Annotated in this window: 17 protein-coding genes; 8 read left to right on the forward strand and 9 right to left on the reverse strand. The window is 73.0% G+C overall.

What is annotated here, in order from left to right:
- Positions 1-70 precede the first annotated feature (70 nt).
- Both ACWGIS_RS17490 and ACWGIS_RS17495 read right to left on the reverse strand, forming a co-directional pair.
- Entirely contained in the window at positions 71-2,053 is a 1,983-nt protein-coding gene (locus tag ACWGIS_RS17490) for an amino acid transporter (RefSeq protein WP_453363296.1), read from the reverse strand.
- A 421-nt stretch (positions 2,054-2,474) separates the two neighbouring features.
- Positions 2,475-4,745, reverse strand: a complete 2,271-nt coding sequence (locus ACWGIS_RS17495) for a SpoIIE family protein phosphatase (RefSeq protein WP_453363297.1) — start codon at positions 4,743-4,745, stop codon at positions 2,475-2,477.
- 224 nt (positions 4,746-4,969) lie between these two features.
- On the opposite strand from ACWGIS_RS17495, the gene ACWGIS_RS17500 reads away from it, so the two are divergent.
- Together ACWGIS_RS17500 and ACWGIS_RS17505 are read left to right on the forward strand one after the other, a co-directional pair.
- Positions 4,970-5,464 (forward strand): peptidylprolyl isomerase, encoded by a 495-nt coding sequence (locus ACWGIS_RS17500; RefSeq protein ID WP_453363298.1) that lies wholly within the window; start codon positions 4,970-4,972, stop codon positions 5,462-5,464.
- Between the two features lie 242 nt (positions 5,465-5,706).
- A complete protein-coding gene (locus ACWGIS_RS17505; protein WP_453363299.1) occupies positions 5,707-6,822 on the forward strand; it encodes an AI-2E family transporter in 1,116 nt (371 codons plus the stop codon).
- Positions 6,823-6,939: 117 nt separating this feature from the next.
- On the opposite strand, the gene ACWGIS_RS17510 is transcribed toward ACWGIS_RS17505, so the two are convergent.
- Positions 6,940-7,581: a class I SAM-dependent methyltransferase gene (locus ACWGIS_RS17510; RefSeq protein WP_453363300.1), complete on the reverse strand. Its 642-nt coding sequence runs from the start codon at positions 7,579-7,581 to the stop codon at positions 6,940-6,942.
- Positions 7,582-7,879: 298 nt separating this feature from the next.
- Here ACWGIS_RS17510 and ACWGIS_RS17515 point away from each other — a divergent pair, with 298 nt between their 5' ends.
- The 4 genes from ACWGIS_RS17515 to ACWGIS_RS17530 all read left to right on the forward strand — a co-directional run bounded on the left by ACWGIS_RS17515 (position 7,880) and on the right by ACWGIS_RS17530 (position 12,160).
- Complete coding sequence (locus ACWGIS_RS17515; protein ID WP_453363301.1) at positions 7,880-9,841, forward strand: heavy metal translocating P-type ATPase; 1,962 nt, start codon at positions 7,880-7,882, stop codon at positions 9,839-9,841.
- 76 nt (positions 9,842-9,917) lie between these two features.
- Entirely contained in the window at positions 9,918-10,958 is a 1,041-nt protein-coding gene (locus ACWGIS_RS17520) for a phosphotransferase (protein ID WP_453363302.1), read from the forward strand.
- Positions 10,959-11,053: 95 nt separating this feature from the next.
- Positions 11,054-11,479: an SRPBCC family protein gene (locus tag ACWGIS_RS17525; protein WP_453363303.1), complete on the forward strand. Its 426-nt coding sequence runs from the start codon at positions 11,054-11,056 to the stop codon at positions 11,477-11,479.
- A gap of 258 nt (positions 11,480-11,737) precedes the next feature.
- Entirely contained in the window at positions 11,738-12,160 is a 423-nt protein-coding gene (locus tag ACWGIS_RS17530) for a hypothetical protein (RefSeq protein WP_453363304.1), read from the forward strand.
- Positions 12,161-12,373: 213 nt separating this feature from the next.
- Here ACWGIS_RS17530 and ACWGIS_RS17535 read toward each other — a convergent pair whose 3' ends face one another.
- The 4 genes from ACWGIS_RS17535 to ACWGIS_RS17550 form a co-directional block, all read right to left on the reverse strand.
- Positions 12,374-14,035: a glycoside hydrolase family 13 protein gene (locus ACWGIS_RS17535; protein WP_453363305.1), complete on the reverse strand. Its 1,662-nt coding sequence runs from the start codon at positions 14,033-14,035 to the stop codon at positions 12,374-12,376.
- A gap of 128 nt (positions 14,036-14,163) precedes the next feature.
- A complete protein-coding gene (locus tag ACWGIS_RS17540) occupies positions 14,164-15,864 on the reverse strand; it encodes an alpha-amylase family protein (RefSeq protein WP_453363306.1) in 1,701 nt (566 codons plus the stop codon).
- A complete protein-coding gene (locus ACWGIS_RS17545; RefSeq protein ID WP_453363307.1) occupies positions 15,855-16,859 on the reverse strand; it encodes a TIGR03885 family FMN-dependent LLM class oxidoreductase in 1,005 nt (334 codons plus the stop codon). Before ACWGIS_RS17545 ends, ACWGIS_RS17540 begins: the two co-directional genes overlap by 10 nt.
- 149 nt (positions 16,860-17,008) lie before the next feature.
- The gene (locus ACWGIS_RS17550; protein ID WP_453363308.1) at positions 17,009-17,491 is read right to left on the reverse strand and encodes a GNAT family N-acetyltransferase; all 483 of its coding nucleotides are present in this window, start codon (positions 17,489-17,491) and stop codon (positions 17,009-17,011) included.
- A gap of 176 nt (positions 17,492-17,667) precedes the next feature.
- Here ACWGIS_RS17550 and ACWGIS_RS17555 point away from each other — a divergent pair, with 176 nt between their 5' ends.
- Complete coding sequence (locus ACWGIS_RS17555) at positions 17,668-19,608, forward strand: protein kinase domain-containing protein (protein ID WP_453363309.1); 1,941 nt, start codon at positions 17,668-17,670, stop codon at positions 19,606-19,608.
- A gap of 75 nt (positions 19,609-19,683) precedes the next feature.
- Here the strand turns inward: ACWGIS_RS17555 and ACWGIS_RS17560 are convergent, their stop codons facing one another.
- Both ACWGIS_RS17560 and ACWGIS_RS17565 read right to left on the reverse strand, forming a co-directional pair.
- Complete coding sequence (locus ACWGIS_RS17560; protein ID WP_453363310.1) at positions 19,684-20,880, reverse strand: GDSL-type esterase/lipase family protein; 1,197 nt, start codon at positions 20,878-20,880, stop codon at positions 19,684-19,686.
- Positions 20,881-20,981: 101 nt separating this feature from the next.
- Entirely contained in the window at positions 20,982-21,551 is a 570-nt protein-coding gene (locus tag ACWGIS_RS17565) for a TetR/AcrR family transcriptional regulator (RefSeq protein ID WP_453363311.1), read from the reverse strand.
- A 248-nt stretch (positions 21,552-21,799) separates the two neighbouring features.
- On the opposite strand from ACWGIS_RS17565, the gene ACWGIS_RS17570 reads away from it, so the two are divergent.
- Positions 21,800-22,240 (forward strand): hypothetical protein, encoded by a 441-nt coding sequence (locus tag ACWGIS_RS17570; RefSeq protein WP_355796098.1) that lies wholly within the window; start codon positions 21,800-21,802, stop codon positions 22,238-22,240.
- Positions 22,241-22,301: the final 61 nt, after the last annotated feature.

A 22,301-nucleotide genomic window follows, 5' to 3' on the forward strand; every position in this document is an offset into this window, starting at 1 on the left:
TTTCCCAGGTGATGAGGGGACTTGATGGTGGGGGCGGGAGTCGGTCCCGCCCCCACCAACTGCGGGGTCGTCAGCCGCCGACGTGGATTCCGGGGCGGCGGTCGGGTTCCCGTTCATTGCTGCGGATGATCTCGCGAGTGACGGGAGCGGTGTCGCCGCGGCCGAGCAGGAAGTACCGGAACATGTGCATCAGCGGGCTTCCCTCCGCCCACGCGAAGTAGCAGTGCGGCAGGACGCCGGTGGCGTTGCGCAGCGCCAGCAGGATCGCCGCGATGGCGTTGGGTGCCGCGGGGGCCTCGGCGCGCAGCACCCGGTAGCCGTCGACCTCCACACCGCGTACGGACAGGGTGTCGCTGAAGTCGGACGGGTCCACCACGTCGATCTCCAGGAACAGCACGTCGGCCGGGCCGGGCACCGGGTTGTTGCCCCGCTGCTCGCGTTCCTTGTAGGCGTACTCGGCGCTGTCGCCGGTCTCACGCCGGTTGGCGATGATGTTGATCGACTCGTCGTGGGCGAGCGTCTCGTCGATGAAGCGGCGCGCCTCGGCGTCGAACACGATCCGGTCGGCCCGCAGTTCGGTGGTTCGCGAGACCCGGGACACGAGGGACACGATGATGATGCCGGCGATGAACACGCCCGAGATGGCGATGCCGTCGGGCTTGTCGATGATGTTGGCGACCAGGGCGTAGAGCAGGACCGCGGTGAGCAGGCCGAAGCCGATGCCCGGCCCGCGCCGGCCGCCGCGGACGACCGAGACCGTGACGGCGAACGCGCCGGAGACCATCATGGCCAGGATGCCGGTGGCGTAGGCCCCGGCCTGCGCGTCGACGTCGGCGTCGAAGGCGATGGTGATGGCGACGCACAGGACCGTGTAGACGATGACGACCGGGCGTACCGCGCGTCCCCACTCCGGGGCCATCCCGTAGTCCGGGAGGTAGCGGGGCACGATGTTGATGAGTCCGGCCATCGCGGAGGCCCCGGCGAACCACAGGATCAGGATGGTACTGATGTCGTAGACGGTGCCGAAGGCCTCGCCCACCTTCTCGTGCGCGAGCCAGGCCAGGGCCCGGCCGTTGGCCTCGCCGCCGGACTCGAACTCCTTGTGGGGGATGAGGACGGTGGTCACGAAGCTCGCGGCCAGCAGGTACACGCTCATGATGAGCGCGGCCGTGGTCAGCAGGCGGCGCGTGTTGCGGATGCGGGACCGCAGCCGCTGCTCGGGGTCGTCGCCCTTCGCGGCGACCAGGGGCATCATGCTGACGCCGGTCTCGAATCCCGACAGGCCCAGTACCAGCAGCGGGAACGCGAGCAGGGCGGGCTCGGCCAGGTCGCCGAAGCCGCCTCCCGTCTCGCTGAGGGCGTCCGTCCAGGCCGAGAAGGCGCCGGGCGTGGTGAAGATGTCCAGCAGGCCGACGCCGACCACGACCGCGTTGAGCGCCAGGAAGACGGCGACCAGCGGGATGGCCACCTTGACCGCCTCGCTGAACCCGAGGAGGAACACCCCGCCCAGGAGCAGCAGCAGGGCGACGGTGAGGCCGACCTCGTGGCCGTGCAGGGCGTGGGGGAAGAACGGGTTCTCCACGACGTGCACGGAGGCGTCCGCCGTGGACAGGGTGATCGTGATGATCCACGAGGTGGCGACGAACCCGAGCAGGACGAGCACGAAGAGCTTGCCCCACCAGAACGGCAGCAGGTCCTCCAGCATCGCCACCGAGCCGGCTCCGTGCGGGCTCTCCTTGGCCACGCGCCGGTACATCGGCAGCATGCCGACCAGAGTCAGGGCGACGATGAGCAGGGTCGCCAGCGGGGACACCGCTCCCGCCGCGAGCGCGGCGATCGCCGGGACGTAGGCCAGGCTGGAGAAGTAGTCGACGCCGGTCAGGCACATCACCTTCCACCAGGACTGCGGCTCGGTGTGTCCCTCCCCCGCCGCGGGCCCCACGGGCTGCACGCGGTGGCGGAGCAGCCACCTCGCCAGTCCGCCGGTGGGCTGCTCCCGCAGGGCGGGGCTCTCCACCTCTTCCGGCATGGCCGGCTCGTTCGCTGCCTTCATGTCCCCGATCGATCCTTCCGATTGCTGCCGTCCGGCGCACCGTCGCGGTGGCCGGCACGGGCAGACGATCATCGAGTATGCGACCTGCCGATGTCGTCGCCCGCACCGGGGCGGCCCGCGCCCGGCGTGCCGGCCGCACTCCGTCTTCCCGCTCGCCCGGCGCTCACCCGGACGGTCCCGTGACGCCCGGCGGGGGCGGTCGGCCGTAGCGGGGCGGCGAGGGACGGCGGGCGAGTCGTCGGCCGGCGACGGCGTCAGGACGGGGCGACATGAGCGGGCGCGGGGCGGCGACGGTCTCCGGCGACTCGGCGTGCGGACCTCTGCCGGCCACCCGCCGCCCCTTCGCCCGCGAGCTGCCCCGCCGGGACGGCCGGGCCGGGCGCGGGAGGGTGCGGGCGGACGCGGCGGGTGGAACGCGCAGTCATGGCGTCGGGCCGGTCCCGCCCACGGGGAGCTCCGTCCAGACCGTCTTGTCCGTGTCCGTGTACCGCACGCCCCAGCTCTCCGTGACGGTCGCGCAGATGTGCAGTCCCCGCCCGCCCTCCTCGTTCGCCTTGGCGTGACGCAGGTACGGGGCGGTCAGCGCGGCGTCGCTCACCTCGCAGATCAGACTGTCCTCGCCCTTGAGCAGGCGCAGGGTGATCGGCGCCGCGCCGTAGCGGACGGCGTTGGTGACGAGTTCGCTGACGACCAGCTGCACGGAGAACGGGTCGACGTCCACACCCCACTCGGCCAGCCGGGCTTCGACGTCCCGGCGCGTCTGCCGCACCGCCGACGGCTCCGCCGGCACGTGCCATTCCGCGAGTTCGTCCTCGGGCAGCCGACGTGTCCGCGCGACCAGGACCACCGCGTCGTCCGCGACGATCTTCTGCATCTCGTCCGCCATCGACCGGGGGCTCTGACCGGGGTGCGCGAGAGCCTCGACCAGCCGCTCGGTGGACACGATCCCGCCCGGCGGAAGCGGCTGGGAGGCCACGCACAGGGTGCTGCCCCCGGGGAGGACCTCCGCCGCGCAGGGGAAAGGCGGTCCCTCGGCACCGAGGAGCGGTCCGGCCGGCACCGGTTCGGGATCCACCGAACCGTCCGGACGGACGACGCACAGCAGCGACATCCCCGCGCGTGCCATGTCGAGCCGCCCGGTCACCGGGTCGTGGACGACGAAGGTGCAGCTCGCGGTCGGCGCGTCGGCACCTGTGAGCCCGCCCTGCTCCTCGGCCAGCCGGAGGGTCGTGGCGTGCAGGCGGGCGAGCAGCTCGTGGGGTTCGAGGTCGAGGTCGGCGAGGCTGTGCACGGCGGTCCGGAGCTGGCTCATCGTCGCCACACCGCTGATGCCGGGCTGGAGGACCTGTCCGACGACCAGGGCGACCCGCGCGCCGGACAGCGGGATCACGTCGCACCAGGCCCCCGCTCCGCCGCCGTCGGCGCGGTGTCCCTGGGCGATCTCGACGGCGCGGTGGGTCGCCGCCTCCTCTCGCTGCGGCCGTCCCTGCAACGCCGTCATGACGATGTGCTCGCGGGTGAAGCGCAGCGCGTTCTCCAGGCAGGTCGCCGTGCGGGCGGCGATGCCGTCGGCGAGTGCCAGGTCGTCCGGCTCGAACGGCTCCCTGGCGGCTGCCCGGCGGAAGGCCACGACACCGAAGATCTGGCCGCGCGCCGTGAGCGGTACGACCAGCGACGCCTGTCCGGACAAGTCGTCGCCGCCCCCGTCCGGTGACGGCGACGTCACCAGGGCCGGCTCGGCGGACAGCTCGCCGCCGAACAGGCCGGGAAGCAGGATCGCGCCGGGCTCGGGCGCCTGCCAGTGGGCGCCCCCGCCCGCGACGGCCGCGCAGCGCAGCAGCGGGGGAACCTCCCTCGGCAGCGTGTCCGGCGCCTTGCCCCGCAGTACGGAGTCGGTGAGTGCCACCAGGATGCCGTCGGCGAACGCGGGCACGGTCACGTCGACCAGTTCCTGGGCGGTGTGCAGCACGTCCAGACTGCGGCCGATCGTCTCGTGGGCGGTGTGCAGCAGGCGCAGGCGTGCCTGGGCGCGCTCGCGCTCGGTGACGTCCACGGCGGTGGCCACCACGCCGAGCGGACGGCCCGTCCGGTCCTGGAGGCGGAAGGCCGAGGTCGATAAGACGTGCTCACGCCCCGGGTCCGCGCGCGGGTACAAGCGGACCAGCACGTCGCGGCTCGGGCGCCCCGTCTCCAGCACGTCCCGCACGATGCTCTCCACGACGCCGTCGCTCAGTCCCGCGTACGCCTCGGCCGCCGGCAGTCCCACGATGCTGTCCTCCGGCACTCCCCGCATGCCGACGGCCACCGTGTTGACCCGGACGACCCGCAGGTCGGTGTCGAGCACGTGCAGGCCCACCTCCGACTGCGTGAAGACCGCGTCGAGCACGGCTTCGTCCAGGCCGCTCGGTTCGGCCGTTCCGGCGGGCCACACCCCCCATTCCGGACCCGTGGAGTCTCCGGGTACGCGGCGGAGGTACCAGGCGTCGCCCGGCGCTCCGGAGGACGGCGCGGCGCCCCCGTCGGCTCCGGAGGACGGCGCAGCGTCCCCGGGCTCGGCGGACAGCACTTCCAGGGCGGGCGCGCCCACCACGTCCTCGGCCGGCCGACCGAGGAGATTGCGGGCCCACTCGCTCCAGCCCAGCACCTTCGCGTGCCCGTCCATGACGAACAGCGGCGCCTGTGGTCGCGGCATGGGGCACCTGCCTGTGCTCACGAGGTTGGCGGACGGTCGATTCGACTCTCGCACCTCTCCCGGTGGCCCGCCACCGCCGCGGAGGCCGCGGCGACCTCACGTGCCGCCGTCGTCACTGTCCGCCACACATGGGGGGCGCACATCATGCCGTAATCGGTGAGAGGAGAGTGACAGCTGCCGGGAATCGGTCGGTTCCACTCCGCGATGGTGTGATCATGGTGGGTATGACCACTGACAACGTGTTCTTCGACATCGAGATCGGCAACGAGCCGGCCGGCCGCATCGTCTTCAAGCTGTACGACGACGTCGTGCCCAAGACCGCGCGCAACTTCCGTGAGCTCGCCACCGGCGAGCACGGCTTCGGCTACGAGGGCTCGGGCTTCCACCGCGTCATCCCGCAGTTCATGCTCCAGGGCGGCGACTTCACCCGGGGTGACGGCACCGGCGGCAAGAGCATCTACGGCGAGAAGTTCGCCGACGAGAACTTCCAGCTCAAGCACACCAAGCCCGGCCTGCTCAGCATGGCCAACGCGGGCCGCAACACCAACGGCTCGCAGTTCTTCATCACCACCATCGTCACCGACTGGCTCGACGGCAAGCACGTCGTGTTCGGCGAGGTCGTCGAGGGCCTCGACCTCGTCAAAAAGATCGAGAGCCACGGCTCCTCCAGCGGCACCCCCGACACGACGATCAAGATCGTCAAGTCCGGGACCGTCTGAGTCTTCCTCCGGTCCCCTTCTTCCCAGAGGGGACCGACCGGGCTCCTCCAGGAGCTCGCGCAGTCCGCGCAAGCCGCCCCCTGCCCGTCGTCGCGACCGGCAGGGGGCGCGCTGCGTCACGGGTGTCCGCGGGCTGTCCGGGCCACGGCCGCACCATAGTTGACGATCAGTCAGCTCACGGCGTCCCTCCTGCCCGGCGGCACCGCGGAGGGCGTCCCGGCGGTACCCATAAGGTGACCCCCATGTCTGCCACGCTGAGTTCCACGAAATCGCGCGCCGCGCTGCGCACATCGGCACGGGTCTCCGTCGATCTGCTGCTGGTCCTCGTGCTGGCCGCGGTGGCCCTCTGGCTCCTGGGCCGCATGTGGCCGGTCGTCTGGCCCCTCATAGTGGGCCTCTTCATCACGACCCTCACCTGGCCATTGGCCCGCTTCCTGCGCGGGCGCGGCTGGCACCCCGCCCTGGCGGCGTCGGTCGTGACCGTACTGTTCCTGCTCGTCACCGCCGGGATCGTGGCACTCATCGCGGTGCCGGTGGCGTCCCAGTCCGGTGAACTCACCGACGGCGTCGTGGACGGCATCCAGAAGCTGCGCGAGTGGGCGGCCGGGCCGCCGCTGAACATCGGCGACGACCAGATCACCGGGGCATCCGACGCCGCCGTGGAGAAGATCAGGAACAGTGCGGGCAGCTGGGTCACCGCCGTCTTCACCGGAGTGAACACGGTGATCAACGGTGTCGTGACCGCCGTGCTGGCCGTCTTCCTCATGTTCTTCTTCCTCAAGGACGGCCCGCGGTTCCTGCCCTGGCTGACCCGCCAGCTGCCCGGCCGCCTCGCCACCGACATCCCCACCGTGGCCGAGCGCGGCTGGGACACGCTCGGCGCGTTCGTGCGCTCCCAGGCACTCGTCGGCCTGCTCGACGCCGTCTTCATCGGCATCGGCCTGTGGGTGCTGGGAGTACCGCTGGTGCTGCCGCTGGCCGTGCTGACCTTCGTGTCCGCGTTCGTGCCGATCGTCGGCGCGCTGTTCGCGGGCTTCGTGGCCGTGCTCATCGCCCTGGTGTCCAACGGCCTGACGGACGCCCTGATCGTGCTGGTGATCATCGTCGTGGTGCAGCAGCTCGAAGGGAACGTGTTCCAGCCGATCATCCAGAGCCGCGGACTCGGCCTGCACGCGGCGGTGGTCCTGCTCGCGGTCACGCTGGGCGGCAGCCTGGCCGGCGTCGTGGGCAGCCTGCTGGCGGTCCCGGCCGCCGCGCTGATCGCCGTCGTCTGGAACTACGTACGCGAACAGCTCAGCGACGCGCCGCAGGACCCGGAGCCGGACGACTCGCGCGACGGCGTCACGGTCCCGTCGTAGGACCCGGTCCGGCGGGCAGCGGTCGACGGCTCCGCGGGCGACGGCCTCGGATCCGCGGCCCGCTCCGGAGCACTCCCCCGACGGACACTCATCGGCCCGGCCGTCCGGCGTGTCAGGTCAGGCGGCCGGGCGCAGGCAGTGCACGAAGAGATGCGGTTCGGGGCCGGCGTCCGGGTGAGCGGGGGTGAACAGCACGCTCTCCTCCGTCAGCACCTCCAGGCCGGCCGCCTTCACCATCGCGGTGAAGTCCGCCGCCGCGTAGCTGGTCACCCGCACGGGTTGGCCCATGAAGACGGCATCGACGCCCTCCACGTCCACGGGCACGGTGGCGAGCACGACGTCCCCGCCGGGCCTCACCGCCCGCGCCAGCCGCGCCACGAGCGCCGACTGCTCCCGGCGGGACAGCTGGAGCAACGAGAAGTACACGCAGACCGCGTCGAACGAGGCTTCCTCCAGCGGGACTTCGCGGATGTCCGCGCAGCGGAAGGCGGCCCGGGGCACCTGGCGGGCGGCGAGTTCGACCATGACCGGCGAGACGTCGACACCGAGCACGTCGTGGCCGGCCGCGGCCAGCGTCCAGGCGGCGGGCCGGCCGGTGCCGCTCCCCACGTCGAGCACTCTGCTGCCGGGGCGCAGCCGGGCCAGCAGCCCCTCCAACGACCTCCCGTGCGGCTCCGATCCGGCGAACGCCTTCTCGTAGTCGGCCCCCAGCGCGTCGAACACCGCGGCCGCCTCCGGTTCCCGCTGCGCGTCGCTCACCCTTCGCCCCCCGATCGTCATGCGTGCCGGCGTCGTGCATCCTCGCACCCGCGGCGGCGGGCCCACAACGGATACCGGAGCGCCGGCCCGCCGCCACGGAGGTCACCCGGAGGACGGGGACGGGGCGCGCCCGGACACGTGGACGGGACGCGGGAACGGGGCTCGGGGACTCGGCGCGGGGACCGGGGTCGAGAAGGGCCGCCTCAGGGGAACACTTGAAGACGTCTTCATGTGTTCCGTTATGGTGGAGGCTTCCTCTCCTGTCCCCGCACGTTCGCACGCACGAGGTGTCCTTCCCATGGCTTCTGCGCTGGTCGACGACCGGCCGTCCCCGGTGCCCGGCCGTCCGGCACCCCCTCGGCCCCGCCGCACCCGCCTGTCGGCGCTGCCCGAGGTCCGCTGGGCGGCGGTGTCCCTGGCGGCCTTCCTGTCCGCGTTCCCGCTGGACCTCGCCGGTGCGCCGGCCTGGACCTGGGGCCCTCTCTACGCGCTCTGTTACGCGGCGGGCGGCTGGGAACCCGGCCTGGCCGGCGTCCGGGCGTTGCGCGAGCGCAGTCTCGACGTGGACCTGCTGATGGTGGTGGCCGCTGCGGGCGCCGCGGCCATCGGGCAGTTCCTCGACGGCGGACTGCTGATCGTGATCTTCGCGGTGTCCGGCGCCCTCGAGGCCCTGGCGACCCGGCGCACCGAGGACTCCGTACGCGGCCTGCTCGATCTGGCCCCCGCCACGGCGGTGCGGCTGACCGCGGGCGGCGAGGAGAGCGTCGAGGCGGCCGCCCTGCGGATCGGCGACACCGTGCTCGTACGGCCCGGTGAGCGGCTGCCCGCGGACGGCAGCGTGCTGGAGGGGACCGGTGACGTGGACCAGGCCACCATCACGGGTGAGCCCCTCCCGGTGTCCAGGACGGTAGGGGACCAGGTGTTCGCCGGGACGCTCAACGGCACCGGGGCACTGCGCGTGCGCGTCGACGAGGACCCCTCCCGGTCGGTCATCGCGCGGATCGTCGCCATGGTCGAGGAGGCGAGCGCCACCAAGGCGCCGACCCAGCTGTTCATCGAGAGGATCGAGCAGCGGTACTCGGTCGGCGTCGTGGTGGCCACGCTCGCCCTGTTCGCCGTCCCGACCGCCTTCGGCGCCGCCGTCACGGACACCCTGCTGCGGGCGATGACGTTCATGATCGTGGCCTCGCCCTGCGCGGTGGTGCTGGCCACCATGCCCCCGCTGCTGTCCGCGATCGCCAACGCCGGACGGCACGGCGTCCTCGTCAAGTCGGCCGTGGTGATGGAGCGGCTGGGGACGGTGACCCGGGTCGCGCTGGACAAGACGGGCACGCTCACCGAGGGCGCCCCCGAGGTCATCGAAGTGCGGACACTGCCCGGCGCGGGCATCGACGAGCGGCGGGCACTCGCCCTCGCCGCCGGCGCCGAACACCCCAGCGAGCACCCGCTCGCCCGCGCGGTGGTGGCCGCAGCCCACGAGCGCGGTGTGCGCCCGGCGCCCGCCGAGGACTTCTCGGCCCTGCCCGGCCGGGGCGTCCGGGCCGTGGTCGCGGGACACCAGGTGCGGGTCGGCAGCCCGGCCCACCTGCTCGGCGACGACGCCACGGCCCGGGCGGCCGTGGCCGAGGCCGAGTCCGAGGGGCGTACGGCCGTCGTCGTCCTCGTCGACGGCACCCCGGCCGCGGTCCTCGGCGTGAGCGACCGGCTGCGCCCGGGCGCCGCCGACGCCGTCGCCGCGCTCGGCCGTCTCACCGGCTCGGCTCCGGCGCTGCTCACCGGGGACAACGCCCGGGCCGCGAGCCGTCTGGCGCGGGACACCGGGATCACCGACGTACGGTCCGCGCTGCTGCCCCAGGACAAGGTGGCCGCCGTACGGGAATGGGAGCGGGCCGGCGAGCGGGTCCTGGTCGTCGGCGACGGGGTGAACGACGCTCCCGCGCTGGCCGCCGCGCACAGCGGTGTCGCCATGGGCCGGGCGGGGTCGGACCTGGCACTGGAGAGCGCGGACGCCGTCGTCGTGCGGGACGAACTCGCCACCGTGCCCGCCGTCGTCGCCCTCTCGCGCCGGGCCCGGCGGCTGGTCGTGCAGAACCTCGCCATCGCCTCCGTGTGCATCGGCGCCCTGGTGGTGTGGGACCTGGCCTGGCATCTCCCCCTGCCCCTGGGTGTCGCCGGTCACGAGGGTTCCACCGTGCTCGTGGGGCTCAACGGGCTGCGGCTGCTGCGCGAGTCCGCGTGGCGGTCGTCGGCGGCCGGCTGACCTGAGGGACCGGCCGGCCGGGGCGGCCACCGGAAATGCGGTGGCACCTCGTCCGGCGCGCTGCTGTGATGGCGCGATGGCGTACGAGGTGGCGGTCGTGGACCGGGGGCGGTACCAGGACGCGGTGACTCCCTGGGAGCGGGAAGCCTGGCGGCAGGGGGCCCTGGACTGGGTGCGGGACCGCCTGGACGCCCATGGCCTGCCGGTGGACGGGCAGTTGACGGTTCGGCTGCGGCCGTGGTCCGTTCTGGTCCGCCTCCCCGTCGGCGGGGACGGCGCCGTGTGGTTCAAGGCGAGTCCTCCGGCCGGTGCCTTCGAGGGCGCTCTGACGGTGTCGCTGGCCCGCTGGGTGCCGGGGCAGGTGCTGGAGCCGCTGGCGGTCGACGCCGAGCGGGGCTGGTCGCTGCTGCCCGACGGGGGCGAACCGTTCAGGGACGTACTCGACCGGGAGGCGGCCGGCCCGCGGGCGTGGGAGGAGTTCCTCGGTCAGTACGCGGCCATGCAGCGCACCCTGACCGGGCACACCCGGGAGATGGAGGCGCTGGGTGTCCCGAGCGCCCGCACCTCCGCCCTGCCCGACGTCTTCGACCGGCTCCTCGCCGCCGCCTCCCCGGCGGCGCCGGACGAGCGGGCGAGGCTCGAGAGGCTCCGCCCGCGTCTGGAGGAGTGGTGCGCGGAGCTCGCGGCCCTCGGGATCGCCGACTCCCTCGACCACTCGGACCTGCACGACGGCCAGTTGTTCCGTCCGCAGCCCGGGCGGTTCGTCTTCTTCGACTGGGGTGACGCGGCCGTCTCGCACCCCTTCTGCAGCCTGCCGGTCGCCGCCCGCAGCGCCGCCGAACGGTACGGGCCGCAGGTGCTGCCGCGGCTCCGGGACGCCTACCTCGAACCGTGGACGGGGCCGGGCCGGACCACGGCCGACCTCCGGCGCGCCGTGGAGCCGGCATGGCGGCTGAGCGCCCTCGGCCGGGCCGCGTCCTGGATCCGCCTGTTCCCCACCCCGGCCGGCGTGGCCGAGGGCGCCGCCGACACCGACGGCTCGGAGGAGAGCGCGTACTGGCTCACGCAGCTCCTCAGCGACCCTCCGCCGGAGGCGACCGCGGCGCCCGCCGGATGACGCGGCGGGGCCGTGTGAGCACCCCGGCTACGGGTAGCCGGGGGCTTACGGGTCCCGTCGGACCGCAGGCGGGCCGGTCGAGAAAGAGGTGCCGCATGTCCGCCTCCCTGGTGGAAGCCGTCGACATCGAAGCCCCGGTGGCCGTCACCTGGGCGCTGTGGAGCGATGTGACCAGGTGGCCGTCGTTCCTCAGCCACGTCCGCATCGTGGAACCGCTCGACGAACGGCGTTTCGCCTGGCAGCTGTCCCTTCCGGGCGCCGACAAGAACTTCGTCGCGGAACTGACCGAGGTGATCCCCGAGGAGCGGATCGCCTGGCGGACCACCGAGGGCGTCCACCACGCCGGTGTCGTCACCTTCCACCGGCTCAGCGAGACGTCGAGCAGGGTGACGCTGCAGATCGAGTTCGACCCGAAGGGTTTCGTGGAGCACGTCGGCGCGCTGACGAACCTGGACTCGGCGCTGGCGAACTACGACCTCGGGGAGTTCCAGAAGCTCGCCGAGACCGCGGCGGCGAGCTGACTGGTCGTCAGCCGTCAACGCCCCTTCAAACGCCGGGAGTTCGAGGACGCCGGCGTGCGGCGGCTCACCCATGCAGCCGAGGGTGCGGCCCTCGGTGTGCTCGTCGGTGAGCCGCCGGACCCGGGCGACGGACAGGGCGCCTTGTGTTGAAGCACGCAGGCGAGCCGGGGGCTCGTGCTGCTTCTCGTAACCGCCCTTGACGCCTCCCCGACGACGGCCAATCGGTTCTTGACGGATCTCCCGCGGAAGCCGGTGGGCATGGCGAGTCCCGGAACGGGCACCCGCAACGCCGAGGACGGACCAGTGGACGGGCTGAACCGGGAGGTCGTGTTGCTTTCCCACACCATCGAGCGCGGCGTTCTCTTGATCACGCCGGGCGCCGCGACGGACACCGAGGAGAAGGCGGCGCTCGCCGCGCACATCAGCGACCTCGTGCACACCTACCAGCCGTTCCCCGTGGTGATAGTGCTGGAGGGGCCGGCGGCCGCCGGTGCCACCGTCGACGCCGTCGTGGAGGCGCACCAGGCTTGTGCCCACCTCGGCGTCCTGGTGTCCGTCACCGCCGACAACGCGCCCGCCCGCCGCCGCCTGGAGGCCGGAGCCGACCCCGAGGGCGCCCGGCTGGTCGTCCACGCGCGCGTGGACACGGCCGTCGCGGCGGCGTACGCGGCGGCGGCCTGACCGAACGCCCGCGTCACTGGGGGGACTTGATGTCCGGCCCTGGGGCACTGCCGGGCCCCTCGGTCGGCCTGAGCGCGCTGGGGAACGGGCCTGGACGTCCGCCGGGCGGCGCGTCCGACGGCGTCTCGTGTGCGCCCTGATCCTCGGGCGCCACGCCCACATCGCGCTCTGGCCCTCGGGGCGGGCCATGCCCGCCCCGAGGGCCACCTTGTGTCAGTCCTTCAGCCACACCGCCGTGTCGGACGGAAGGCGCCCGTCGTGGAGAGGCCCGCTGGCCAGCAGGACGGTGCCGTGGTCCGGGAGCGCGGCCGGCTCCTCGGAGAAGTTGACGACGCAGCGGAAGCCGGGGGCGCGGCGGAAGTCCAGCAGCGTGCTGTCGGGCGCGCTCTCCCAGGACAGCGTGCCGTCGCCGAGGGCCGGCTCGGCGCGGCGGACGCGCAGCGCCTCGCGGTAGAGCTCCAGCATCGAGGACGGGTCCCCCTCCTCGGCCGCCACCGTCAGCGACTTCCACGCCTCCGGCTGCGGCAGCCACGTCCGCGCCCTGCTCCCTTCGGGGCCGAAGCCGAAAGGCGGGGTGTCCCCCTGCCACGGCAGCGGGACCCGGCAGCCGTCGCGCCCGCGGTCGGTGCGCCCGGAGCGGAGCCACGTCGGGTCCTGGAGCAGGTCCTCGGGCAGGTCCTCCACCTCCCACAGGCCCAGTTCCTCACCCTGGTACAGGTACGCGCTGCCGGGCAGGGCGAGGGTGAGCAGCGCGGCGGCACGGGCCCGCCTGGTGCCCAGGTCAAGGTCCGCCGGACCCCTGAGGTCGGACAGGGAGCGCAGCGGGCCGTCCGGCTGGGGGCGCGCGTAACGGGAGACGTGCCGGGCCACGTCGTGGTTGGAGAGCACCCAGGTGGCGGGGGCGGCGACCTGGCCCAGGGCGCCCAGGGACGAGTCGATCACCCGCCGCAGCCGGTCGGGGCGCCACGGTGTCATGAGGGAGTCGAAGTTGAAGGCGGTGTGGAGTTCGTCGGGGCGGACGTAGCGCGCCAGCCGCTCCGGGGCGCCCGTCCACGCCTCGGCGACGAAGACCCGGGGCTCGTCGTAGGTGTCGGCCACGGCCCGCCAGCCCTGGAAGATCTCGTGGACCTCCTCGCGGTCCCAGTGCGGGTGGTCCTCGCGGTGGGCGCCCTCCAGCAGCTTGCCGTCCAGCGAGCCGAGGTCGGGCAGCCCGGGCGCCTTGACCAGCCCGTGCGCGACGTCGATGCGGACCCCGTCCACACCGCGGTCGAACCAGAAGCGCAGGACCGACTCGAACTCGGCGCGCACCTCCGGGTCGTCCCAGTTCAGGTCGGGCTGCTCGGGGGCGAACAGATGCAGGTACCAGGGGCCGGGCGAGCCGTCGGGTTCCGTGATCCGCGTCCAGGCGGAGCCGCCGAACACACTGCGCCAGTCGTTCGGCGGCTCCGCGCCCCGGGGGCCGCGTCCCGGACGGAAGATGTAGCGCTCCCGGGCGGCGGACCCCGGCCCCTCGGCCAGTGCCCGGCGGAACCAGGCGTGGGCGGTCGAGGTGTGGTTGGGCACGATGTCGATGATCAGGCGCAGGCCGTGCCCGTGGACCTCGTCCAGCAGGGCCTGCGCCTCGTCGAGCGTGCCGAACACCGGGTCGATGTCCCGGTAGTCGGCCACGTCGTACCCGCCGTCGGCCATCGGCGACGGGTACCAGGGGGTGATCCACAGCGCGTCGACGCCCAGCCCGGCGAGGTGGGGCAGGCGCCGGCGCAGCCCGGCGATGTCACCTGTCCCGTCGCCGTTCCCGTCGGCGAAGCTGCGCAGGTACACCTGGTAGATGACGGCGTCACGCCACCAGGAGGTGCGGGTACGGGCTGAGTCCACCGGGTTCTCCTTGCGATGAGCTGAGCGTATGGGCCGGGTCGTGCCGTGCTCTCGGACCGACCGCGCGCCGGCCTGCCGGCCGCCGGGGTCCCCGATCACTTGAGGAGACTTTCCCGGCGGGCGCGGTGTCAGTCGGAAGCGACCCTTTCGGGGTCGTCGGCCGGAGTACCGACGCGCAGCCACCGGTACCCGTAGGCGGGCAGCTCGACACGGAGGAGCCCGTCGTCGGGCACGGTGAGGCCGGCGTGTTCCCCGTCGAGGAGGTCCGTCAGCCGTCCTCCGGGTCCGGCCTCGGGCAGCTCGAACCGTACGGTGACCGGGCGGCCCGCGAAGTTGTGCAGGGCCAGGACCCTGCCGTCGGTGGTGCAGCCGACGTGGGCCAGGACGGCGGGCTCCCCGGTCTCCACGAGGTGGTAGTCGCCCCAGGCCAGCTCGGGGGCCTCCCGGTAGCGTTCGGTGAACAGCCGGATGCGGCTCAGCAGGGAGCCGGGGTCGCGGCTCTGCTCGTAGACGTTGACCTTCCGCGGTCCGAACTCGCCCTCGGCCAGCGGGTTGGGGAAGTGCTCCGGTTCGGCGGTGGAGAAGCCGGCGCCGGCCTCCGGCGTCCACTGCATGGGTGTCCGTACGGCCTGGCGGCCCTCGACGGCCAGGTTCTCCCCCATGCCGATCTCCTCGCCGTAGAAGAGCACCGGGGTGCCCGGCAGGGTGAACAGCAGGCTGTAGGCGAGTTCGACGCGGCGCCGGTCGCCGTCGACCATCGGCGGCAGCCTGCGGCGCAGGCCCCGGTCGTACAGCTGCATGTCCTTGTCCGGGCCGAAGCACGCGAAGACCTCGGCGCGCTCGTCGTCGCTCAGCTTGTCGAGGGTGAGTTCGTCGTGGTTGCGCACGAACGTGGCCCAGTGGGCGTCGCGCGGGGCGGCCGGCCGGTCCCGCAGCGCGGCGGCCAGCGGACCGGCGTCCTGGCGGGCCATCGACAGGTACATCTGCTGCATGCCGACGAAGTCGAAGCACATGGTGAGCTCGTCGCCGCGGTCGGAGGCGGGGTCGCCGAAGAAGCGGGCGAGACCGTCGTAGGGCAGGTTGACCTCGCCGAGCAGCACCGACTCGCCGTTGCGGCGCCCCAGGAAGGCACGCAGGTCGGCGAGGTACTCGTGCGGGTCGGGCAGCTCACCGGCGTCGTCCTGCCCGTCCGTCTCCAGCAGGAACGGCACCGCGTCGACCCGGAACCCGGAGAGCCCCAGCTCCGTCCAGAACCCCATGACGCGGGCTATCTCGTCGCGCACCGCGGGGTTGGCGACGTTGAGGTCGGGCTGCTGCTTGTAGAAGCGGTGCAGGTAGTACTGGCCGCTGCCCTCGTCGTACTCCCACAGGCTGTCCTCCGCGTCGGGGAAGACCACGCCCTCGGGTCCGTCCTCGGGGGGCTCGTCCTGCCACACGTACCAGTCGCGGTGGGCCGCGTCCCGGCTGGAGCGGGCGTCCTTGAACCAGGGGTGGTCCTCGGAGGTGTGGTTGACGACGAGGTCCGCGATCACGCGGATGCCGCGGTCCTTGGCGGTGCGGACGAACTCCGTGAAGTCACCGAGGGTGCCGAGCCGGGGGTCGACGCCGTAGAAGTCGGTGATGTCGTACCCGTCGTCGCGTTCCCGCGTCGGGTAGAAGGGCATCAGCCAGACGCACGTCACGCCGAGCCGCACGAGGTGGTCGATGCGCTGGGTGAGTCCCGCGAAGTCGCCGATCCCGTCGCCGTTGCCGTCCTGGTAGGTCTCGACGTCCAGGCAGTACACGACCGCGTTCTTCCACCACAGGTCGGAGGTGCGGGTCAGACGCATCGGTACTCCTTGGCGGTGGCGGGCAGCGGACGGGTGACGTCGAGCCGCGGCAGCACCTCGGCGGCGAACGCGTCGATGAACCGGGCCTGTTCGCGGCCCACGTGGTGCAGCATCACCGCGTCGAAGCCGAGTTCGGCGTACTCCTGGAGCCAGGCGGTGTGCCGGCCGAGGTCCGAGGACACGTTGACGGTGCCGGCGACCTGCTCGGGCGTGACGTGCTCGCTGACGATGTCGAAGAGTTCCGGGGAGTCGAGGTCCCAACTGGCCGGAGGCGCGTGGACGTTGGTGCGCCACTGGTCGTGTGCCAGCGCGAGGGCCTCCTCCTCGTCGGGGGCCCAGCTCAGGTGCACCTGGAGATGCAGGGGTCCGCGGCCTCCGGCGTCCCGGTAGGCGCCGGCGATCTCGCGCAGCCGCTCGGGCGGGGCGTTGACCGTGATGAGGCCGTCGGCCCACTCGGCGCACCAGGCGGCGGTGGCCGTGCTGCACGCGGCCCCGATCAGCGGCGGCACGGCGGGCGGCAGGGTCCACAGCCGGGCCCTGTCCACGGTCACCAGTCCGTCGTGGCTCACCTCCTCGCCGTGCAGCATCGCCCGGATGACGTCGACGCACTCGCGCAGCCGGGCGTTGCGGACGTCCTTGCGGGGCCAACCCGCGCCGGTGATGTGCTCGTTGGACGCCTCACCGCTGCCGAGCGCCACCCAGAACCGGCCCGGGTACATGGACGCGAGACTGCCGACGGCCTGGGCGATGATCGCCGGGTGGTAGCGCTGGCCGGGTGCGTTGACCACGCCGAAGGGGATCTGGCCGGTGGCCTGGAGGGCGGCTCCGAGCCAGGACCAGGCGAAGCCGGACTCCCCCTGGCGGACGCTCCACGGCGAGAAGTGGTCGGAGCACATGGCGGCGGTGAAGCCGGCGCGCTCCGCGTGGACCACGGCGTCGAGCAGATCCGCGGGCGGTATCTGTTCGTGCGAGGCGTGCAATCCGTAAACAGTCATGCCGAGCGGTTACCCCCGGGATCGTCCCTCACCGGCGGGCCGGGGGCGGTCCGGTGCAACCGCGCGTCACGGCGGGGGCGTTGAGGGCCCGTTCGCCCGTCCTGTGAGGTGGGTGTTCTCCGCGGGACGGGTGGGCGCCCCGGTTCCGGTCACGTGATGCGGAACTCCAGCTCGGGCCGGTCCCAGGCGACGGCGGGCGGGTTCGCGGACGCGGTCCCGGTGTGCAGCGCGCCCACGGTGCGGTAGAACCCCTCGGCCGGGGGGTGTGACACCACATGCACGCGGTCGAGTCCGGCGGCGCGCGCCTCGGCCTTCATGTGCTCGACGAGCAACCTGCCGATGCCGCGCCCCTGCGTGCCGTCCGCGACGAACAGCAGGTCCAGCTCCGGCGGGACGAGGACGAGCGAGTAGAACCCGAGGACGGGACCGGCGGGGTCGTCGGTGGCGACGGCCACGAAGACGCGGTGCGCCTCGATGTAGTCGGGTCCGACGCGGTAGTCCGCGACCATCGCCGCGTACTGCCCCTGGTAGGCGCGCGACCCGCGTACGAGTTTGGTGAGCCGCTTGGCGTCCCGGGCGACGGCCCGCCGGATCGCGGTCGCGCCGTTCCTGGACGTCGTGCTGGGCTTCATACGTCGAGTATCGCCCACCTGCGGGTTCGGACGCGCCGCAGGCCGGGGCGTGGGCGGGGTGCGAGGCGGGCCTCTGCGCCCGTGGACGCACCGTCGGTGCGGGGGTGCGCCTTGGTGGGCGGGCTTCGTGGCCGGACAGCCCTTCTTCCGTGATCAGGTGTGGCAGAGTCGGGCGCGTGGATGAGCTGCGACCGCAGGACCCCGCACGCATAGGCGCCTGGCGGATACTCGCCCGGCTCGGGGCGGGCGGCATGGGGCAGGTGTATCTGGGGCGGTCGCCCGGCGGGCGTCTGGTGGCCGTCAAGGTGATTCGCGACGAGATCAGCGATCACCCCGAGACACTCGCCCGGTTCCGCCGGGAGGCGGCGACCGTGGAGACGGTGCGCAGCGCTTACACGGCCCAGCTGATCGAGGCGTCCCTCGACGAGCCCCCGTACTGGCTGGCCACCGAGTACGTGCCGGGGCCCACGCTGCGCGACGCCGTGCGCGCGGGCGGCCCGTTCCCGGCGGAGAGCGCCTCGCGCCTGCTCGCCGCCCTCGCGGAGGGGCTGGCAGCGGTCCACGTCCACGGCGTCACCCACCGGGACCTGAAGCCGCAGAACGTCATCCTGGCGCCGCAGGGTCCGCAGCTGATCGACTTCGGTATCGCCCGCGGGTTCGAACAGACGGTGCTCACCCGCGACGGGATGGCGCCGGGGACACCGGGTTACGCGGCGCCCGAGGTCCTGCTCCGCAACGAGGTCGGGCCGGCGGCGGACGTGTTCGCGCTCGGGGCGACGATCGCCTTCACGGCCACCGGCCGGCCCCCGTACGGCGCGGGCGACGCGGCGGCGGTGAGCTACCGGACGGTGCACGAGGACATCGATGTGACCGGGGTCCGGCCCGGCCTGGCCGCTCTGATCCGGCGGTGCGTGGCCAAGGACCCGAGGGACCGGCCGGACCTGCCCACCGTCATCGCCGCATGCGACGTGGACTCCCCGCTGGCCGCGGACGCCCACTACCGCGCGGTGGCCCGCGACGACACCTCCCTGCCCGGGCACGTGCTCCCACCGCCGCAGCGGTCCGGCGAGCGGACGACGTCACCGTCCACCCGGCCGGAGCCACGGACCGGCGGACACGTCTCGTCCCCGAGGCGGCCGGCGCCCCGGCCGGAATCCGCGGCACCGGACTCACCGCGCACGACGGCCGGCATGGTCTCCGGACACCATGACGCACCGCGTGCGAAGGCCGACCGGGTGCCGGGCGGACCGACGTCACCAGCGCCTGCGGACATGACGGACGCGTCGGCAGCCGGTCCCACGGTGCGGGACGCCACCGGACCGACGTCGGCGAGCGGACGTTCGGAGCCGTCCGGCACGGAACCCCACGGCGACCCCGGTCCCGAACGTCATCACGCGCGCAGGGCACGCCGTACCAGGCGTACGCCCTGGCTGGCGGTGTGCGCGGTGGCGCTGGCGGTCCCGGTGACGACGTGGCTGCTGCTCCCCGACCGGGGCGACCGGGACGACCGCGACGGGGCCTCGGCGACACCTGCGCGCGACGTCACCGCCTCCACGCCGACGACGTCCGGCAGCCCGGCGGCGGCTCGACCACCGGACCACATCCTCAACGACCGTGTCTCGCGGGACCGTTGGGCTCTCTCGGACGATCCTGCCCAGGCCGCTCAGGGCATCGGGAGCTGCGACCTCGGCCGACTCGCCGACTCCTCGCCGCCGATGGACCTGCGGTCCTCCGTGTCCCATACGACGGGCTCCGACACCGCCTCGGTGTCACTGCGCCCCACGTCCGCCGGAAAGGGAAAGCGGCCGGCGCCGTACTACGTGTCGGTGGGCGTGCGGCCCCCGCACGAGACGGACCGGGTCACCGGCCGGCCCCTGCGGTCGGATGCCGAGGGCATCGGGTTCACCAGCAAGCCCGTCGACATCTACTCGCGCTGGTCCTCGGGCGGCACCATCGAACTCGACTATCCCGGGGACTTTCAGGCCCACTTCGGCAAGCGCACCCTGGACGCCATCCCGGTCGGGGACGACAGGGGCGACTGGACCGTGGTGCTGTACCACGTCGAAGGCGGGCCCACGAAGTACACCTCGGTACTGTGCAACGGCTTCCACGCCTAGACACGCGAGGCGCGGCGGCCCCGAGGTCGGACTCCGAACTGCTCACGCGTCGACCGGAGTTCATCGGCCGCGCGGTCAGTGACCGTCCGCCGCGAGAACTCCCCCGGCACCGAAGGCCAGGGCGGCGAAGCGCTCACCCATGCGGCGATGGGTGGCGGCGTCGGGGTGGAGCTCGTCGGGCAGCGGCAGCTCGGCGAAGTCCTCCGCTCCGTAGAGTTCGCGGCCGTCCAGGTAGTGCAGGTGCGGGTCCTCGGCCGACCGCTGCTCGACGATGCGCGCCAGTTCGTCCCGGATGACGGTGAGGGTCAGCTTCCCGGCCGCCCGTTCCGCCGGGTCGCCCAGGGCCCGGAACCGCAGTCGGCCCTGGTCGAGGTCGGTGAAGTCGGGGCCGCTGGGTCCGGGGGTGTCCTCGTGGATCGGGCACAGGACGGGCGAGACGACGAGCAGCGGAGTGGTGGGGTGCCCCTCGCGGACGGTGTCGAGGAATCCGTGCACGGCCGGGGTGAAGGCCCGCAGCCGCATCACATCGGTGTTCACGAGGTTGATGCCGATCTTGACGCTGATGACGTCCGCCGGGGTGTCCCGCAGCGCACGGGCCGTGAACGGATCGAGCAGGGCACTGCCACCGAGGCCGAGGTTGATCAGCTCCACGCCACCGAGTGAGGCGGCGAGCGCGGGCCAGGTCGAGGTCGGGCCGGCCGCGTCGGAGCCGTGGCTGATGGAGCTGCCGTGGTGCAGCCACACGGGGCGCCCGTTCCCCGGCACCGCCTCGACCGGAGCGTCGGTGCGCAGGGCGACCAGCTCAGTGATCTCGTTGTACGGCAGCCAGATCTCCACGTCCTTCATCCGGTCGGGCAGACCGGAGAACCGGACGGTACCCACCGGACCGGGCCGGGTCTCGACTGTCCCGGTGGCCATGTCCACCAGCCGGACGTTGCCGCCCGTCACACTGGCCTGCCCCGCGAACCGGCCGTCCACGAGCAGGTCGTACAGGCCGTCCGGGCGCGGCGGGGCACCCCGGTAGGCCATCTTGGTGCGCAGGGTGTCCAGTTCCACGACGGTGGCGCGGGTGCGGAACACCAGCCGCACACCGGACGGCTGGGCCTCCGCGAGGGCCAACTGCCCGTCGGCGCACTGGGCGCGGGCCCGGGCGGGCAACCGGTGCGGCAGGGCGCCGTGTTCGGTGCGCTCCAGGTCGAGGGCGCCGCGCAGCAGGTCCTCGGTGACAGCTGTGGTGACGGTCGTGGTGGTCCGGTCGTGCTCGGAGCTCATGGCTTCAACCTGGTGCTGAGGGCGGTGCGCCGGTCCGGTCCGGCAGGGCGGTGGCGCGTTGGGGTGCGGCCGGCGCGCAAGGGCGAGCCGGCAAGGGCGAGTCAGGGGGCGGTCCAGTTCCGTAGCAGGGTGTCGAGGGAGTCGAGGATGCGCGACCACGACTCCTGCGAGTCCGGAGCGCTGTGGCTGAACCCGCCGCCCGCCTCCAGCGTGACGAACCCGTGGAAGACACTGCCGAGCAGCCGGACGGCGTGGGTCTGGTCGGCTTCCGTGAGGTCGTAACCGCGCAGGATCGCCCGCATCATCTGGGCGTGCCTGACTCCGGCGCTCGCGGCGGCCGTCTCGGGGTCGAGCCTCAGCTGCGCCGCCGCGTAGCGGCCGGGGTGCTCACGGGCGTAGTCGCGGTAGACGTTGGCGAAGGCGCTCAGGGCGTCCCTGCCCGCACGGCCGGCCAGCGCGGCGGCGCCCCTGTCGGCGAGTTCCTCCAGGGCCAGCAGGGCGATCCTGGTCTTGAGGTCCTGAGAGTTCCTCACATGCGAGTACAGACTCGCGACCTTCACGTCGAACCGCCTGGCGAGTTCGGAGACGGTCACCTGGTCGAAGCCGACCTCGTCGGCCAGTTCGGCCCCGGCCCGGGTCAGGCGTTCGGTCGTCACCCCTGCGCGCACCATGCGGTCCCCTTACGTGTCGAAGACGATTATGCATTTGCCTAACACCTTTAGGCAAATGCTCACCGCATGTAGGCCCGCCGACGGAGGATGCGGGTCCGCCGCCGTCTCCGCTCTCGGCCCGTGGTGGCACCTGCCGGTGTCGCTGCGACGTGCGGCGGGAGGAAGGCGGATGCGGTCAACGCGGCTGCCGCCGACAGCGGGTTGGGCGTTACCGGTTTGCCGAGGGAAGGGCCGGATAACCGAGCGGTATGGCTGGAACAAGCAACAAGACGACGAACGGACAGTCGCCGACGGCGAACGCGCGAGCGGCGAAGAAGGCCGTGACCGACAACGCCTCGGCACCGGCGAAGGAGGCACAGCAGTCCGCCACCGAAGCGGCGAAGAGTGCCGGCGAGGCAGCCGGCGCCGCGGGCCGCGGCAGCAAGGAAGTCCTGGCGGGCATCGGCGGTGCGGCTTCGGAGAAGGCCCGGGTGGCGGCCAAGACGGTGCAGGGCACCGTCACGTCGGCCGCTCAGCAGACGGTCGGCAAGGCCGGGCTGGCCCTGACCCTCCTGAAGGCCAGGAAGGTCGTGGCGGCCGCCGCGGGCGCGGGTACCGCGACCGTGGTCCTCTGCTCCTACACCCTCGGCCGCCGCGCCGGACTGCGGCAGCGCGGACCGCTCTCGCGTCTCAGTGGCGGCCGGCTCTGACCGACAGGACTCCACTCAGGTAGTGCTGTTGCCGGGCCCGCCGGAGCTTTTTCGCTCCGGC

Source organism: Streptomyces sp. NPDC054842 (assembly GCF_053611025.1).